At 67.9% G+C, this 17,692-nt stretch carries 11 protein-coding genes; 5 read left to right on the top strand and 6 right to left on the bottom strand.

Annotated features, from left to right (window positions below; all coding sequences use genetic code 11):
• Window positions 1-270 precede the first annotated feature (270 nt).
• From AC1ROD_RS05635 to AC1ROD_RS05620, 4 genes are all read left to right on the top strand, one after another.
• On the top strand, window positions 271-2,520 hold the full coding sequence (locus AC1ROD_RS05635) for a TonB-dependent receptor domain-containing protein (protein WP_492947268.1): 2,250 nt from the start codon (window positions 271-273) through the stop codon (window positions 2,518-2,520).
• A 369-nt stretch (window positions 2,521-2,889) separates the two neighbouring features.
• Complete coding sequence (locus tag AC1ROD_RS05630) at window positions 2,890-3,615, top strand: response regulator transcription factor (RefSeq protein WP_492947267.1); 726 nt, start codon at window positions 2,890-2,892, stop codon at window positions 3,613-3,615.
• Entirely contained in the window at window positions 3,615-4,952 is a 1,338-nt protein-coding gene (locus AC1ROD_RS05625; protein WP_492947266.1) for a FecR family protein, read from the top strand. The genes AC1ROD_RS05630 and AC1ROD_RS05625 overlap by 1 nt, the downstream gene beginning before the upstream one ends.
• A complete protein-coding gene (locus tag AC1ROD_RS05620) occupies window positions 4,949-7,246 on the top strand; it encodes a CHASE2 domain-containing protein (protein WP_492947739.1) in 2,298 nt (765 codons plus the stop codon). Before AC1ROD_RS05625 ends, AC1ROD_RS05620 begins: the two co-directional genes overlap by 4 nt.
• A gap of 105 nt (window positions 7,247-7,351) precedes the next feature.
• Here the strand turns inward: AC1ROD_RS05620 and AC1ROD_RS05615 are convergent, their stop codons facing one another.
• Both AC1ROD_RS05615 and AC1ROD_RS05610 read right to left on the bottom strand, forming a co-directional pair.
• Window positions 7,352-9,883, bottom strand: a complete 2,532-nt coding sequence (locus AC1ROD_RS05615; protein ID WP_492947265.1) for a TonB-dependent receptor — start codon at window positions 9,881-9,883, stop codon at window positions 7,352-7,354.
• Window positions 9,884-10,277: 394 nt separating this feature from the next.
• Entirely contained in the window at window positions 10,278-12,110 is a 1,833-nt protein-coding gene (locus AC1ROD_RS05610) for a methyl-accepting chemotaxis protein (protein WP_492947738.1), read from the bottom strand.
• A gap of 496 nt (window positions 12,111-12,606) precedes the next feature.
• Between AC1ROD_RS05610 and AC1ROD_RS05605 the strand changes: the two genes are divergently transcribed.
• Window positions 12,607-13,677 (top strand): DUF2332 domain-containing protein, encoded by a 1,071-nt coding sequence (locus AC1ROD_RS05605; RefSeq protein ID WP_492947264.1) that lies wholly within the window; start codon window positions 12,607-12,609, stop codon window positions 13,675-13,677.
• 16 nt (window positions 13,678-13,693) lie between these two features.
• Here AC1ROD_RS05605 and AC1ROD_RS05600 read toward each other — a convergent pair whose 3' ends face one another.
• From AC1ROD_RS05600 to AC1ROD_RS05585, 4 genes are read right to left on the bottom strand one after another with little or no spacing between them, the layout of a single operon-like run.
• Window positions 13,694-14,554 carry an SMP-30/gluconolactonase/LRE family protein gene (locus AC1ROD_RS05600; RefSeq protein WP_492947263.1) on the bottom strand — a complete coding sequence of 287 codons (861 nt, stop codon included), beginning with the start codon at window positions 14,552-14,554 and terminating at the stop codon, window positions 13,694-13,696.
• Window positions 14,554-15,195 (bottom strand): 2-dehydro-3-deoxy-6-phosphogalactonate aldolase, encoded by a 642-nt coding sequence (locus AC1ROD_RS05595; RefSeq protein WP_492947262.1) that lies wholly within the window; start codon window positions 15,193-15,195, stop codon window positions 14,554-14,556. The genes AC1ROD_RS05600 and AC1ROD_RS05595 overlap by 1 nt, the downstream gene beginning before the upstream one ends.
• Complete coding sequence (locus AC1ROD_RS05590; protein ID WP_492947261.1) at window positions 15,192-16,067, bottom strand: 2-dehydro-3-deoxygalactonokinase; 876 nt, start codon at window positions 16,065-16,067, stop codon at window positions 15,192-15,194. Before AC1ROD_RS05590 ends, AC1ROD_RS05595 begins: the two co-directional genes overlap by 4 nt.
• Before the next feature lie 9 nt (window positions 16,068-16,076).
• The gene (locus AC1ROD_RS05585; RefSeq protein ID WP_492947260.1) at window positions 16,077-17,660 is read right to left on the bottom strand and encodes a sodium/sugar symporter; all 1,584 of its coding nucleotides are present in this window, start codon (window positions 17,658-17,660) and stop codon (window positions 16,077-16,079) included.
• Between the last annotated feature and the right edge of the window lie 32 nt (window positions 17,661-17,692).

Below are 17,692 nucleotides of genomic sequence, written 5' to 3'. Positions count from 1 at the left end.
GATCCTCGCCTGCACTACGGACACAACGACTGCCTGAATCGTCTACCAAGCTCTAGCGTCTTGCGGGAGGCCTGTCAGGTCATCCGGGCGGTCTGCGTCGGCACATGAACGATAAGCAATCTACCTGTCCCCGTTGTAACTGTCGCCCCGCGCCGCCGATTGATACTCGGCGGATTAGCCCACCGGCGAAGCGTCGCCGCGCGCGCCCCTCTCCGGCGAGCTCCAGTTCACAACCGAGCACGGCGGAGCGCCGGCAGGGATAAAAGACCAATGACGGCGTCGACTTCCAAACTCGTTCTGCTGGCCGCCTCGGCCCTGACCACCCTGTGCGGCCCGGCTCTGGCCCAGACGGCTCCCCAGACGACCGCTCCCCGTCCCGCCACCCAGACGACCGCAGCGCCCCAGAGCACGCCCGCCGAGGACAGCGCCAAGGTCGAGGACGTGACCGTCACTGCCCCCCGCGCCGACGCCATCCGCACCTCGATCGATTCCACCAGCTACAGCCTGGCCAATGACCTTCAGGCCTCGACCGGCACCCTGGCCGACGCCCTGCGCAACGTGCCCTCGGTGGACGTCGATCCCCAGGGCAACGTCTCCCTGCGCGGCGACAGCAACGTCACCATCCTGATCGACGGCCGCCCCGCCGGTGTGCTGACCGGCGAAGGCCGCGCCCAGGCGATCCAGCAGATGCAGGCTTCCCAGTTCGCCCGCATCGAGGTGATGACCAATCCTTCGGCCGCCTACAGCCCCGAAGGCTCGGGCGGGGTGATCAATCTGATCTCCAAGCCCAACCAGCCCAAGCCGGGCATGACCACCACCGGCTCGGTCCGCGCCAACGTCGGCGACGACGGCCGCTGGAACCTGGGCCTTACGGGGTCGCAGACGCGGGGCCGGCTGACCCTGTCGGGTGACCTCGGCTATCGTCACGACACCATCGAGCAGCGCGTCGATCGCGACCGCGAGCGGCTGGACACCGTCTCGGGCCAGTACCTGCCCGTGCTCCAGAACCAGGTCGTGAATGCGGACGTCGACGGCTTCAACGGCCGCCTGGGTCTGGAATACAAGCTCACCGACAAGGACCAGCTGACGCTGGAAGCGCGCGGCGCCGACTTCCACAACACCGGGGTCAGCAACGACAGCTTCGAGAACCGCAACGCCGCCGGCGCCGTCACCTCCGCCTATCGCCGCGACACCGACGTCGACCAGACCTTCAGCAACCAGGGCCTGACCGCCCGCCTGCTGCACCGTTTCGACGACCAGGGCCACGAATGGACCAATGAGGTTCGGATCGACCAGGGCGACAACACCCTGGACCTCGCGACGGTGTCCTTCCCATCGGTTCCGGCGGGCGCGCCATCCTATGAGCGCGTCCTGAACGATGGCGGCTTCACCATCATGGCCCTGACCAGCGCCTATGTCCGTCCGATGGGCGAGGCCAGGCTGCGCCTCGGCTATGAGCTCGAAATCCGCCAGCCGCGTCAGGACAACACCGTCAGCCGCGGCGCCACCGAAGCCGGCCTGGCCGTGGTCCCGGCCCTGTCCAGCCGCTTCAAGGCCGAACAGACGGTCCAGGCCCTTTACGCCACCTATGAACGGCCCTTCACCGACAAGCTGTCGGCCCAGTTCGGCCTGCGGCTTGAACAGGCCGACATCGAGGTCAACGCCGTCAGCAACGGGGTGACGGCGTCGCAGGACTATTTCCGCGCCTATCCGACCCTTCACGTCTCCTACAAGCTCGACGACGATCAGACGGTCCGCGCCAGCTATTCGCGCCGCATCCAGCGGCCCCAGCCCTTCCAGCTGAACCCCTATGTCTCCTACACGGACCCGCTGAACCTGCGGTCGGGCAATCCGGATCTGGAGCCGCAGGAGACCGACGCCTTCGAGGCCATGTGGCAGATGCGGTCGGGCCAGACCTTCTATCAGGCGACCGCCTATTTCCGGGACACCCGCAAGGCTTTCACCGAGGTCGCCACCGACCTGGGCGGCGGCGTCTTCCTGACCCGGCCCGAGAACCTGGGCGCCCGTCGCGACGTCGGGCTTGAGGTCGTGGCCAACGGTGCCCTGATCCCCAGCCTGCGCTACAACGCCAGCGTCAACGTCTTCCGCCAGGAGATCGACGCCGCGGGCATTCCGGGCGCGACCGACCGGTCGGGGACCCAGGTCTCGGGCCGGGTGAACCTGAACTGGCAGCCGACGCCCAAGGACTTCCTGCAGATCGCCGCCCAGTGGAACGGCGAGGCCCTGCTGGCCCAGGGCACGCGAGACGGCGGCGGCATGGTAAACCTCGGCTACCGCCACAAGCTGAATGACACCCTCGCCTTCCAGGCGACGGTGCGTGACGTCTTCAACCAGTTCGGCGACGTGACCACCTACGACACCCCGACCTTCCGCGAGCGGACCGAGCGCCAGTTCGCAGGCCGTTCCGCCTACATTGGCCTGACCTGGACCTTCGGCGGCGGCCCGCGCCGCCAGCAGCAGGAACAGTTCGACTTCGGCGGCGCTCCGACCGGCGGCTGATCGGCGCCTCCGGCAGGATCCGCAACACGACCGGGTCCTCCAGTCCGGTCGCGAGGGGAGCCGCGGCTGCACGAACACGCATGACCCAGGCGCGACCGGCTGATCGAGGCCGGCGCGCCGTCTGACGTCCCGACCTTGGCGGTCGCGCGCGCCCGAGAAAATCCGAACGCCGTTCGCTGGGTCACGGCCAGCGACCGTTGGATCGAGCGCCAGATGGCGGGTAGCGCCCTCGAGCGGCGCGGCATGGGTTGAGCGTTCCCATGCGCGCTCACCTGATACGAGATTTTACAGTCTTCGCGCGCCGACATGGGCATGATGGGTCTCCCCAGCCTTGCGCCCACCGGCCGCCCCCCGTGACCGAAGGACCCGATGAAAATCGCCGCTCTCGATGATGATCCCGTTCAGCTCGAACTGATCCTCGACACCCTTTCTGAAGCCGGCTTCCAGGGCTCGGGCTTCTCGCGGGCCAACGCCCTGCTGTCCGCCCTGCGCCGCGAGACCTTCGACCTGATGGTTCTGGACTGGCAGCTGCCGGACAAGTCGGGTGTGGAAGTCATCCAGTGGGCCCAGAACAACCTGACGCCGCCCCCGCCGATTCTGCTGGTCACCAGCCGTTCGGACGATTCGGATGTGATCGAGGGTCTGGGCGCAGGCGCCGACGACTTCCTGACCAAGCCGGTGTCCAAGCCGGTCCTCAAGGCGCGCATCCATGCTTTGTTGCGCCGCGCCTATGGCGCGCCCGAGGCCCAGGCCGCCGAAACCCATGGCCATGTCATGCTGGATCCGGCGACCGCTTCGGCGACCGCGAACGGCGCGCCCGTCAGCCTGACCGCCAAGGAGTTCGCCGTCGCCCTGACCCTGTTCCGCAACCTGAACCGGGCGCTGTCGCGGTCCTATCTGCTCGACTCGGTCTGGGGCAGCGACCCCGATCTGAACAGCCGCACCCTGGACATGCACATCTCGCGGGTGCGGTCCAAGCTGAACCTGCGGCCAGATGCGGGCTTTCGCCTCGCCCCCGTCTACAGCTATGGGTATCGTCTGGAGCGGATCGAGGCGACGGCGTCGACCGTGGGGACCGCAGACGGAGAGACCTGATGAGGACCGCCCGGCTTGCCGCTTTGGGAGCCGCCGCCTGGCTGGCGCTCGCCGGCCTGCCGGGCTCCGCAGTGGCCGAACCCGCGCCGACCCCTGCTCCACAGGTTCGGGCTTCCGGCGAGACCTTCAGCTATGTGGTCCGTCAGGGCGACACCCTGCGCAGTATCGCCGGCGCCCATCTGGAACGGGAGTCCGACTGGCGCGCGTTGCAGACGCTGAATGGCGTCGCCAATCCGCTGCGTCTGCCTGTCGGAATGACCCTGAGGCTGCCGGCCGCCCTGCTCAGGACCCGGCCGGTCCAGGCGCGCCTCGTCAGCTTCCGCGGCGACGTCACCCTGCGCCAGGGCGGAGCCGTCACGACCCGGGTCGGCGCCGTCCTGGGCGAAGGCGCCGAGATCGAGACGGGCGCCAACGCCAATGCGCGCTTCGGCCTGCCCGACGGCGGGACCGTCGCCATTCCTTCCATGAGCCGGGTCCGTCTGACCCGGCTGCGCGCCTATGTTCTGAACGGGGCCATGGACCAGGAAATCACCGTCCTGGGCGGCCGCTCGGAGTTTCGCGTCTCGCCCGTGCGGTCGCCCGGCGGCTTCCGCGTCGGCACGCCCCTGTCGGCCTCGGCCGTTCGGGGCACCGAGTTCCGCATCGGCTATGACGGCGCCGCGGACCGGGCCCAGACCGAGGTTCTGGGCGGATCGGTCCATGTCGCGCCCGAGGGGCTGGAGCCGCTGATGGCTGCCCCGCGCCAGGGCGTGGCCATCGCCGACGGACGGGCCGATCTGGTCGATCTGCTGCCCGAGCCCGCCTGGGCTCCCGACAACGCCATCCAGGCCGGCGGCATGCTGTCCTTCGCCGTGCCGCCCGTGGCGGGCGCCGCCCAGTACCGGGCCGTCGTCGCCACCGACGCCGATTTCGTCAATGTCGTCAGCAGCGGCGAGTCGCGCCCCGGCGAAACGACGATCGACATCTACCCCCTGCCCGACGGCCCCTATTTCATCCGGCTGACGGCCATCTCGCCGCTGGACCTTGAGGGCATGCCCGCCGACTACCGCTTCGTTCGCGCCCTGAACGTGGTCAGCGGCCTGAGCGTCGAGCCCCAGGCTGGCGGCGGCCGCGCCTTCCACTGGAGCACCCCGCCGAAGGGCGCCGAAAGCTACCACTTCCAGCTGGCGCGAGCGGACGGAACCCTGGTGGCCGATCGGACTGACGTGCCCAGGCCCGGCATCATCCTGCCGTCGCTGCCGTCCGGCGAGTATCGCTGGCGGGTGATGTCCGTCTGGCGCGTCGATGGCAAGCCCGTCGAAGCCTGGTCCCCGTCCGCCTCCCTGAGTGTCCCCTGACCCACCGCGTCCTGACCTGGCTGAAGGTCCAGGCCGGCGGGGGCGGCCCGATCCGGCGCCGTCTCGCCGACCGCCGCACCCTGATCGAATGGCTGATCGTCGGCCTGGGCCTTTCTCTTCTGGTCGTCTGGCTGGCCCTCGGGTCGCCGACGCGGCGCGCCGACAACTGGATCTATGACGCCTTGCTGGGTCTGTCGCCGGGACGGTCCAGCGAACAGGTCGTCGTCGTCGCCATCGACAACCGCAGCATCGAGGCCCTGGGCCGCTGGCCCTGGTCACGGACCCTGCACGCCCAGGCACTGGATCAGCTGACGAAGGCCGGGGCCGCCTCGGTGGGCTATGATGTCCTGTTCGCCGAGCCGGAGCCGGGCGCCGACCCTGAGCTGACCCGAGCCCTGTCACGCAACGGCCGAACCTGGCTGGCGGAACTGCTTCAGGAGCCCGGCGAGAACGGCGCCGCCTTCGGGGTGGTGGAGCCGATCCCGGAATTGGCCACAGCCGCCGCCGGACTGGGCCACGTCGACCTGACCCCGGACCCCGACGGCGTGGTGCGCCGCCTGCCGCTCTTCATGGCCGCCGGCGGGCAGACCTGGCCCCATATGACCGCACGGATGCGAACGGCCACAGGCGGGATCGTCGCTCCCGTGCGCGAGACGGACGCCTCACCGTATCTGACCCCGCTCCGCTCGACCCTGATCCGCTATCGCGGCCCGCCGGGGGCGGTGCGCACCGTCTCCTTCGTCGATCTGGTTCGCGGCGAGACCCCGGCCGACTTCCTGAAGGGCAAGCAGGTTCTGGTGGGAATGACCGCCGACGGTCTGGGCGACCGGTTCGCCACTCCGGTCTCGCCGCATGGCCAACTGAGGCCCGGCGTCGAGATCCAGGCCGCCCTGCTCGACACCCTGATCCGCGGCGACGCCGTCCGGGCCACGCCCCCGCTCCTTCTGGCCCTGCTGTCCCTGATCCCGCTGTGGACCCTGATGGCCGCCTTCCTGATGCTGCGGCCGGCGATCAGCCTGGCGGCGGGCGTCGGCGCGATCGCCGCGGTGTTCATCGTCAGCGCCCTCGCCTTCCTCGCCGGGATCTGGCTCGCGCCCGTGGCGGCGGCCGTCGGCGTCGCCCTGGCCTGGCCTCTATGGAGCTGGCGCCGGCTGGAGGCCGCCTCGGCCTATATGCAGGCCGAGATCGACGCCTTCCGGTCGGACGGCCCCTGGCTGGCCGACATCGCCGCCTCCCAGGCCTCGGGCGACCACATCGACCGGCAGGCCACGGTCCTGAAGGCCGCCCTGCTGCGCCTCAGGGACCTCAGCGGACTGATCTCCGACACCCTTCGCAGCCTGCCCGACGCCACGCTGGTGATCGACGACACGGGCCGGGTGCTGCTGGCCAACGCCCGGGCGGCGGACCTGTTTCAGGCGGACGGAGCCCTGACCGGCTCCGACATCGACAGCCTGTTCGCCCGGATCGGCGCCGAGCCGCTCGAAGCCCTCCTGGCCCGCACCGGCACGGCGCGCGAGATCCGCACCGCCACCGGCGAAGTGCTCAAGCTGGACGAGGCGCGGCTGGACCTCGCCCAGGGCGCCCGCCCCGGCGGCATCGTGCGCCTGGCGGACGTCACCGCCATCCGCGTCGCCGAACGCCAGCGCGAACAGGCTTTGCAACTGCTCAGCCACGACATGCGCTCGCCGCAGGTGTCGATCCTGACCCTGCTGGCGGATCAAACGCCACGCGACGAAGGCTTCGAGCGCCGCATCGGCGACTATGCGCGGCGGACCCTCGCCATGGCCGAAAGCTATGTGCAGCTGGCCCGCGCCGAGTCCCAGGTCATCGACCGACGCGAGTTCGACCTGGGTCAGGTGCTGATTGAGGCCGCCGACAATCTATGGCCCCAGGCCCAGGCGCGCGGCGTCGATATCATCACCTCCGAGGATGACGAGGAGCGGCTGGTCCTCGGCGATCCGGTTCTGGTTGGGCGCGCCCTAGTCAATCTGATCGACAATGCCCTGAAGTACGGGCCGAGCGGAGGTGCGGTCGTCTGCACGCTGGAGGCCGCCGAGATCGATGGGCGACGTTTCCACCTCTGCACCGTTCGGGACCGGGGCCCGGGCTTCCCGCCGGAGGAGGCCGAGCGCCTGTTCGACGCCTTCCATCAGGCCGCCGATGCGAAGCCGGGCGCCGGCCTGGGACTGGCTTTCGTGCGCATCGTGGCCGAGCGGCACGGCGGCTCGGCGAGCGCGACCTCGGCGCCCGGCGACGGCGCCCGGTTCACCCTGACCCTGCCCGACGCCGGCTGAGCGCCCTGCTGAACGACAAGAAGCCCGCCGTGAGGCGGGCTTCTCAAGAGACTGGATACCGGTCCGATCAGGCCGCGGCGGTTTTCACCGCCGCGGCCGTCTTGATCAGAAGGTGTAGCGCAGCGAGGCCGAGATGGTGCGGCCGTTCAGGGTCTGAGCCTGGACCACGCCCGAAGCCGGGATGGCGCTGGCGCCGATGTTCACGATCGCGACCTCATCGAACACGTTGAAGGCGGTGACGCCGACTTCGATGTTCCGCAGCGGGCGGACGTAGACGTACGGGTTGACGATCACATAGCCGGGCTGGACCAGGACGTTGTCGTCCTGCGCATAGCTGCTGGTCGTGCCGTTGATCGTGGCGCCGACGGTGAACATGCCGTGCTCGTATTCAGGACGGACGTTGTAGAACAGTTCCGGCTGGTGACGCGGACGGTTGCCTTCCAAGGCGGCGTTCGCCGAGTCGCTGTCGATGCTGGCCTTGGCGTAGGTGGCGCCGACGGCGATGCTGAACGGTCCGTAGCTGTACTCGCTTTCCAGCTCGATGCCGGTGGCGCTGTAGTCGCGGGTGAAGCTGATGACCTTCGGAGCGCCCGAGGAGTCCGCGCCGATCTGCGAGTTGGTTTCACCGGTCGAGGCCCAGAACGCCGTGGCGTAGGCGGTCAGGCCTTCCTGGCGGAACTTGACGCCGGCTTCGGCCTGCTGGACCTCGCCATAGGCGGTGTCGGAGTTGACCAGCTTGCCGGTGGTCGAGTCGAACTGGGTCGGCGAGAACAGCTGCCGTTCGGCGGCGGCGCGACCGCCGCGGCTGTAGCGGCCGAAGACCGAGACCGGCTCGGCGATGCGGTAGTTCACACCGACCGAGTAGGAGACGTAGTCGTAGCCGTAGTCGACCGTGCCCGGTTGCGAGAGCGGCAGGACGGCGACCTTGGTCTCGGGCAGGCTGATGGAGCCGTTGCCGTTGACGTCGATCGTGGCCTGACCCACGCGGCCGCCACCGAGGCTGGCGCCGTACAGGTCGCCGCTGACGTCGCCGTGGTCCAGACGGATGCTGGCGCCGAGGGCCAGCTTGCCGATCTGGTAGTTGGCCGAGGCATAGGGCGCCAGGGTCTGATAGTTGACGTCGTACCGCTGGTGGTAGGTGTACAGCGAGGTCGCCGTGGCGAAGCCGTAGGCGAGAATGCCGTTATCGGTGACCGGGATGTTGGTCGCCGTGGTCAGATTGTAACGGACGCCCTGGCCGCCGGAGGCAAAGCCTTCCAGCGCGTTGACGAAGCTCCAGTACATGTCGACGTCTTGCGACGAGGCGTACAGGCCGAAGGTCGTGGTCAGCTTGCCCTCACCGACGTTCCACACCTTGGAGGCGCGAAGGTCGTTGGTGATGTTGTCCAGGCTGTTCAGATCCATATTGGCGTAGACGCCGATCTGCAGCTGGCCGTTGCCGTTCAGGGTCGCCGGGTTGGCGATCACCTGACCGGCGTTCGGGCCGGTGGCGTAGCTCAGGCGCGAGCCCGGGCCGGCGAAGGCGGCCATCAGGGTCGTCGCCGGCATGCTGACCAGCGAGATGTCGTCGTTGAACTCGCCCGAGATGCGCGAGTAACGGAGCTTCTCGGTGATCGTCCAGCCGTTGATGTCGTACTGGCCTTCGGCGCCGACCGACTTGACCACGCCGTGCACGCCGTTGCGGCGGTCGAAGGTGGTCGGGTTATTGTTCTGGTCGACGCCGTTGTAGACGGCGGTGTCGTTCGACAGGGTGGTGTCGCGCAGACCGTCCGTGCCCGGCAGGCTGGAGAAGCTCGGATCGCTGTTCGAGCCCGAGGCCACCAGCGGGAACAGGGCGTAGTTCGGCTGACGGTCGTCCAGATACTTGGCGTAGAAGCGGACGTAGCCGTGGTCCAGCTGGCGGGTCAGGTTGGCCTTGAACTGGCCGCCCTTGAAGCCGTCGTAGCCGATGTCGCGCGGGCCTTCGCCCTGGCGGTAGAAGCCGCCGACGTGGAAGCGCCAGCCGTCGCCCAGCGGGGCGCCGTAGTCGAAGTCGACGCGGTTCAGGTCGTAGTCGAGACCCGAGGTCACCATCACGGCGCCGCCCTCTTCTTCACCCGTCTTGGAGATGAAGTTGATCAGGCCGCCCGGCGAGTTGGAGGCGAAGGTCGAGGCCGAACCGCCGCGGATGACCTGAACCTGCGACAGGCCCATGTCGGCACGCAGTAACATGTCGGTCGAACCGAAGTGGATGTCGCCGAACTCCAGAACCGGCAGGCCGTCTTCCTGGATTTGCAGATACTTGGAGCCGTCGGCCGCCAGCGGCAGGCCGCGCACGGTCAGCGACGAAACGCCGTCGATGCCCGAGGTTTCGGCGCGGATGCCCGGCAGGTTGCCGATGATGCCGGCGACGCTGGAGGTGCCGACCTTGGGCAGGTCGACTTCGTCTAGGGTGCTGGCGGAAATGGCGGAGTCCAGCAGGTCGCGGCCCTTGGCGACGCCGGTGCTGAAGGCCTTGGGAGCGGTGCGGATCGGGGCGTCGGCGGCCGGAGCGGCCTGGGCCGTCGCGGCGGGCGGGGTGGCGGCAGGCGCCTCGGCCATGGCCGGCGCGGCCAGCAGAAGCGGCACGATCGCCGCCGACAGATACAGATAGTTCATTCAGTCCCCGCAGGTCTTTTTGGTTGCGCGCATTTCTTCTGAAATACGTAGTGTTACCTATATAGAATAGATGGGTTAAATATCAGTAACGCTGCTCGATATAATGTACGAAAACGGGACTTATCAGTATTTCTACCTATTCCCGAAGAACAACAGTACACGAACAAGTTGACGTAGCGGCGCCTGTCCCGACTGCCCCCTGCCGGAGCGAGCCGGCGTGAAACGTCAGACGCGGAGACCTGAAAGGCCTCTGCCTTCTCGACGATGTTGGGATAATCCGCCGTCCGCCGGACGGCCCTCCGACCTCGAAAAGGTCAGCGCGTGATGACGCGCCGGACCCGCCTCTCGATCACCGGACTTCGGCGCCGGATCCGGCGCCCGCCCTGCCCTGGCCTCAGGCCACGTTGCGGAACGACCAGTCGGCGTCGCCGTGGGACGTTTCGGCAGCGTGCGTCTGACCCGCCTCCGAACCCAGACGGAAGCGCGCGACCAGCCGGGCCAGTTCGTCGGCCTCGGTCGCCAGGCTGCGCGCGGCGGCGGTGGCTTCCTTGACCATGGCGGCGTTCTGCTGGGTCATGCTGTCCATGCTGACGACAGCGCTGTTGACCTGCTTCAGCTTGTCGGCCTGCGCGCCCGAGCTGTGGGCGATCTCGCTGATCAGCGCATTGGTGTCGCCGATCTTGGAGCCGATCCGCGCCAGCATCTTGCCGGTGTCGCCGACGCGGCCGACGCCCGACTGGACCTGTTCGGAAGACTTGGTGATCAGCGCCTTGATGTCGCGCGCCGCATCGGCGGAACGTTGGGCCAAAGCGCGAACCTCGGTGGCCACGACCGCGAAGCCGCGGCCGGCGTCGCCGGCGCGCGCCGCCTCGACGCCCGCGTTGAGCGCCAGAAGATTGGTCTGGAAGGCAATGCCGTCGATCAGGTTGATGATCTGGCCGATCTCTTCCGAGCTCGACTGGATGGCGTCCATGGCCGAGACGGCTTCATTGACGATGGCGCCGCCTTCCGAAGCGTTCTGGGTGGCGACGGTGATGGCGGTGCGGGCGTCAGCAGCGCGCTGGGCGGTCTCGCCGACCATGCCGGTGACCTGCTGGGTCGCCGTGGTGGTTTCCTGCAGACGCGTGGCCTGCTGCTGGGTGCGTTGCGACAGGTTTTCCGAGGCCGAATAGATCTCGGCGGCGCCCGAGTGAACGCTTTGGGCCGAACGGGCGACGCTGGAAATGCTCTGCTCCAGCCCCTCGACGGCGCTGTTGAACGACTTGCGCAGGCGCTCGTATTCCGGCGCGAACGGCCGGCTGATGACGTGGGTCAGGTCGCCCGAAGCCAGGGCTTCCAGCGCCGTATCCAGGGCTTCCACGACCCGGCGTTGCGCTTCGTCGGCGCCCACCTTGGCCAGATCGGCCTGTTCCTTGGCCCGCTCGGCCTCGGCCTTGGCCAGATCGGCTTCCGCCTTGGCCAGAGCCGCATCGCGGAACACCAGAACGGCGCGGGCCATGTCGCCCAGTTCGTCGGCGCGGCCGGCGTCGACGGTGATGTCGTTGTTGCCGCGGGCGAGGTCGCCCATGGCGGCGGTCAGGGTGGTGATCGGACGGGCGATCGTGCGGCTCAGCAGGACCGACAAGGTCATGGCGGTGGCGATCAGGGCGATGCCGCCGAGGATCAGGGCGGCGATGGCCGTAACGATGGCGTCTTCCTGGCGCTTGCCGTTCTTGGCGATCAGCTCGCCCTGGACGGTCCGGATATCGCGCAGCGGCAGCACTGCCTCGCTGACCAGGACCTTCTTGCCGGCGTCGCGAACGATCTGCTGGGCCTCGTCGCGTCGACCCGAGCGAACGACCTGAATGATCCGGTCGCCCCAGTCCTTGCGCCAGGCCAGGGTCGCCGTGTGCGAGTCTTCAAGGCTCTTCAGATTGGCGGGGTCCTTCAGCAGGCCCTTCATCTCGGTGTAGATGGCGTCGTATTCGTCCCGGCCCTCGTAGTAGGACTTGAGATAGCTCTCGTCCCCGGTCACGAGGAAACCTCGGAACTGACTGTTCTGCCGCAGAATAGCGGTCTCCAACGACAGCGCGTTGGCGTGGATGGACTGGCTCATATTGTTGCTGTCGGTCGACGACCGGATCATCCAGATCGTGCCGAAGAACACTGTCATCATGATTGCGGCAGAGACGCAGATCAGAACGAATGACAGGCTCAATTTCCGGGTAATGTTCATCGCAGCGATCATGTTCTTGATTTGCAACTTTGTTTCCGTAGCCAGCCCCAGACCGAAGGACCACAGGCCCAACGGAGCGCGGGCTTCACCCTCGCGAACGACCGACGAGCAGCGTTCGAAACGGGACCCCCACCCGCCACGATTGACTACATTTGATTGAAGGGACGGTTAACGACGCCAGGATTGGCGTTTCTGCTTCAAAACAAGGCCTAAGGCAGCCTGCTCGCGTGTATAAACTACGTATTTTTACCTAGCTCCTCCAGAGAGCTGCGCCAGACCGGCAGGGCGGCGGGGCGCCTGACACCGGTCCCAGAATCCGAACTTCAGGGCTCGGGAGGCTCGGGAATTTATATGAATTTAACGATCGTGGCCTAGCTACCGAAGCCTCGACAGCACGCAAATGACCGGCTGAAGTGGCTGGCCGCGGCGCGGACGATTAGATGACGGATACTTCCGAAGTACTTGGAAGGGCGCATCGGGATTAGATGACTATGCGGATCGTGAATTGATGACTGTGCTCACGACCGCCGACGCCCGGCATGAATTCCTGCGTCAGGCCCAGCGCTGCCGCGAAATGGGCTCCCCCTTCCTGGCCTCCGTTCTTGAGGCCGTCGACCGCCAGCTCCTGCAGGCGCCGATCAGCGCGAACATGGTCATGGACTGGTCCGGCGATCTGGCCGCGGCCGCCGTGGCCCTGCGTTTCAACGGCGCCCTGCACGCTCTCGCCCGCCGCGGCGAGCCCCAGTACCTCGCGGCGCTGTATCGCGGCGAGCACGAAGACTTCGACGGCGCCGTCGCCACCGCTCTGGCCCAGGAAGATCGCTTCATCGCCAACTGGCTGCGCGATCCCACCCAGACCAATGAGATCGCCCGTGCGGCCGCGATCATGTCCGGACTGATGGCGGCGCCGCTGGATCGGCCCATGCCGTTCGAATTGCTTGAGCTGGGATCCAGCTGCGGCCTGAACCTCAATCTCGCACGATACGCCTATGACCTGGGCGGCCTCGTCGCGGGCGATCCCGCCTCCCCTGTCCATATCTCGCCCCAGTGGCGCGGCGCCGCGCCGACCGTCACGCCGGTGAGCATCGCCTCGGCGCGCGGCGTCGACCTGCACCCGCTGGACGCCTCCAACCCCGACCACCGTGAACGCCTGTTGTCCTTCACCTGGGCGGATCGCCCCGAGCGGTCAAAGCGGCTGGAGGGGGCCCTGCAGGTCGCGATGGCGCACCCGCCGCGCATTGAACGCGGCGACGCCCTGGACTGGCTCACCGAGCAACTGGCCCAGCCGCAAGAATTCGGACAGTGCCGCGCCATCGTCCACTCCATGTTCCTGCAGTACCTGCCCGAATGGGACCGTCAGGCGATTTCGATCATGATCGCCGCCGCCGGCGCCATGGCGACCACTGAACGTCCTCTGATCTGGATCGGCTATGAGTGGACGAAGGACCGCCGCGAGGTCGAGCTGCGCCTCACGGCCTGGCCGTCCGGCAAATCCGTTGTCCTGGCCAAGGGCCACCCTTACGGCGACTGGCTGGAATGGCTCGACGTCTCCGCGATTCAGGCGGCCGTCGCCGCCTGACCGACGCCTCGGTCGATTACGGCAGCCGGATCAGGTTCTGGGCCAGACCCGGCGTCTCGACCCGCACGCGATACAGGCCGCCCAGCGTCGGCTGCTCGGCCCGCTTGTCCGCATTCCCGAGCCAGGCCGTGGTCATATAGAGATCGCGCAGATCCTCACCGCCGAAGGCCGCCTTGGTCACCGTCTGGACCGGCGTCTGGATCTTGCCGATGCGCTCGCCCTCCGGCGAATACAGGGCCACGCCCCAGCCGTTGAACAGGCCGACGTGCAGCACCCCGTCGGAGCGCATCGAGGGCCCGTCGCAATAGCCGTCCTCGGTCACCGCGAAGACGCGCCGGTTCGACAGCACGCCCGCCTCATGATCGAAGGCCAGCACCGTCTTCGCCAGGGTGTCGTGGTGATAGAGAGTCTTGCCGTCAGGGCTCAGGCACGGGCCGTTGGTGACACCATAGCCGTCGTCATGGCGGACCAGTTCGCCCTCGAACCAGCGATACAGGGCGCCGGTCTTCAGTTCTTCTGAATCATCCATCGACCCGAACCACAGCGCGCCGTCGGGCGCCACGAAGCCGTCGTTCAGACGGTTCTGCGGCCGGTCTTCCTCGACCGGCAGGATCAGGGTGAAGTCGCCCGTCGACGGGTCGAACCGGTGCAGGCCGCCGCGCACGCCGCAGATCAGGGAGCCGTCCTCGGCCGGCAGGGCGAAACCGGTATGGTCCGGCGTGTCCCACGACGCCTTCTCGCCGGTCGCGGGCGTATAGCGATGCAGACGTCGCCCCTTGATGTCGACGAACCACAGGCAGGACCGGGCCGCGTCCCAGACGGGCCCCTCCCCCAGTTCGGCGCCCAGATCCCAGATCAGCTCAGGTTCGGCGGTCATCAGGCGGACGGGCTCCAGGACACGTTCCAGGCGCCGACGAAGGCGCGGGCGACGGCGCCGACCTCGCTAGCGGCCCGTCCGGGCTTGTACAAGGCGGAGCCGATGCCGAAGCCGTCCGCCCCGGCCGTCCGCCAGCCGGCCATGTTCGCCGGATCGACGCCGCCGACGGCGTAAAGCGGCTGGCCCTTTGGCAGAACGGCCTTCACCGCCTTGACCGCGCCGGGTCCGGCCAGTTCGGCCGGGAACAGCTTCAGCACATCGGCGCCCGCCTCCAGCGCCGCGAAGGCCTCGGTCGGGGTGAAGAAACCGGGCATGGAGAACAGGCCCAGAGCCTTGGTCCGCTCGATGACGCGCGGGTTGATGTTGGGCGAGATGATCAGCTGACCGCCGGCGCTCGCGACCTCCTCGGCCGCCTGGGGCGTCAGGACGGTGCCGGCTCCGACCACGGCCCGGCCGTCCAGCGCATCGCGCAGCAGGCGGATGCTCTCCAGCGGACGCGGCGAGTTCAGGGGCACCTCCAGACAGGTGAAGCCGGCCTCGACAAGGGCCTCGCCGACGCCGACCGCCTCCTCCGGCGTCAAGCCGCGCAGGATGGCGACCAGAGGCAGGGCGTCGAGGGCGGATTGGACGGTCAGGGTCATGGCAGGGCCTTCCAGATTCGATAGAGACCGCGCGCCACGGCGACTTCGCCCGACACCCGGCCGACATGCGCGAACCCGGCCAGGGCCAGGGCGCGCTCATAGCGGGCCGCGACCTGTTCCTCGCCCACGACGCGCACGGGGCTGTCGCGATCGGCGGTCTCGGCGGCCAGTTCGGCCCCGATCAGCAGACCCGACAGGAAGTCCGCCGCGCCGTCCGGATCGAGCTGACCCGCGAGGCTGCGCACGCGGATGTTGAACAGATGGGCGGTGACCGCCGGATCCGACAGGGCCAGACGCACGCCATCGTCGAAGGCCGCGTCATTGCCGCCCGGCTGGCCCATGCCGCGCCCGATCAGGGTCGCCTCGCGCACGGCGGCGAACAGCTCTCCGGTCAGGAAGGTGCGAAAAGCCGTGATGGCGCCGCCCTCGACGCGGATCCATTTGCAGTGGGTGCCCGGCGCGACCATCAGGCCGGTCTCGCCCGGCTCGAACAGACCCAGGGCCTGGGTCTCCTCGCCGCGCATGACGTCGCCGAGGCCGTCCGGGGTCAGGGCCACGCCCGGAACGATGCGGATGTCGCGATCGGCGACGGGCCGGGCCAGCTGGCCTGCCAGACCCGCGGCGTCGGCGGGACAGAAGACATAGGGCGCCTCGACCCAGCCCTGACGCGATCCCGCCATGCCGGCAATCAGGACGGGTGTTTCGCCCAGCCAGTCGCGCGCGACTTCGTCCAGCACCCCGGCGAAGGCGTCCGCGCTCAGACGCCCCGCCCCGCGCGGATCGACCCGGCGATCCAGCACCTGCCCGTCGGCGCCGAGGCGCATGACACGCAGATTGCTGGTGCCCCAGTCGACTCCGATCAGCTCAGTCATAAGCCGCCGCTACCACCAGATCGTATAGACGGCGATCAGGAAGGCGATCACGCCCACCGCGGCCAGGTTGAAGCCCAACGTCGTCTTGTAGGTGATGTTGTCGAGCTTGATCTTCATGGCGTCGGGCTTGGCCGGGACCAGAAGCGACACGACCACCGCGGCGATCAGCGAAGCGACGAAAACGACGCCCACCCGGTTCATGAAGGGGAAGATGAACTGGCCGGTGTCCTGCAGCCACCAGAAGACCGCCGACAGCACCACCGATCCGACCGCCGCCGTCAGGGCGCCGGCCTCGGAGGCCCGCTTCCAGAACAGGCCCAGCATGAAGATGACCACGATGCCGGGGGTGAAGAAGCCGGTGAACTCCTGGATGAACTGGAAGGCCTGATCGGCCGAGCCCAGCAGCGGGCGGGCGGTCAGGACGCCGATGACCATGGCCACGACGGCGGCGACGCGGCCGACCAGCACCAGGTTCTGCTCCGACACGTCCTTCCGGACCTTGGCGTACAGGTCCAGGGTGAAGATGGTCGAGATCGAGTTCACCTTGGACGCCAGCGACGCGACGATGGCGGCGATCAGGGCGGCGAAGACCAGACCCTTCAGGCCCGTAGGCAGCAGGTTCATCATCGTCGGATAGGCTTCGTCCGGCTTGGCCAGACCCGGCGCGATGATCAGGGCCGCCAGACCCGGCAGGACGATGATCACCGGCATCAGCAGCTTCAGATAGGCGGCGAAGGCGATGCCCTTCTGGGCCTCGGGCAGTGATTTGGCGGCCAGGGCGCGCTGGATGATGTATTGGTTGAAGCCCCAGTAGCTGATGTTCATGACCCACAGACCGCCCAGCAGCACGGCCATGCCCGGCAGTTGCTGATAGTGGGGATTGTCGGGCGACAGGATCATGTCGAACTTGTCGGGGAAGCGATGCACGAGGGTCGCGAAGCCGTCGATGACGCCCGATCCGCCGGTCGCGTCGGCGATGTGGTTCAGGGCGATGAAGCCGATGATCAGGCCACCGGCGACCAGCAGGGCCACCTGGACGATGTCGGTCAGGGCCACGGCCTTCAGACCGCCCCACAGCTGATAGGCCAGGGCGAAGACCGCGATGCAGACGATGGCCAGGTTCTGGTCGATGCCGGTCACCGTGGTCACGGCGATGGAGCCCAGCCACAGGATCGAGGTCACGTTCACGAAGACGTAGAGCAGCAGCCAGAAGACGGCCATGACGTTGCGGATCGTCGGCCCGTACCGCTGCTGCAGGAACTGCGGCATGGTCACGATCTCATTGCGCAGGAAGATCGGCAGGAAGAACTTGCCGACGATCAGCAGGGTCAGGGCGGCCATCCATTCATAGGAGGCGATGCCCAGGCCGATCACATAGCCCGAGCCGCTCATGCCGATGATCTGTTCGGCCGAGATATTGGCCGCGATCAGCGAGGCGCCGATGGCCCACCAGGGCAGGTTCTTGGAGGCCAGGAAGTAGTCGGTGGAGGTCTTCTTGGCCCCCGACTTGTCGCGCGAGACCCACTGGGCCAGGCCGAAGATCGCCACGGCGTAGATCGCCAGGATGACCAGATCTATGACTGCAAGTTTCACGCGGAGTCCCCCCAAGGGCTGTCGTTCTTCGA

The organism is Brevundimonas sp. GW821-FHT12E07 (assembly GCF_058807035.1).
This window is presented reverse-complemented; position numbering and strand designations above follow the sequence as displayed.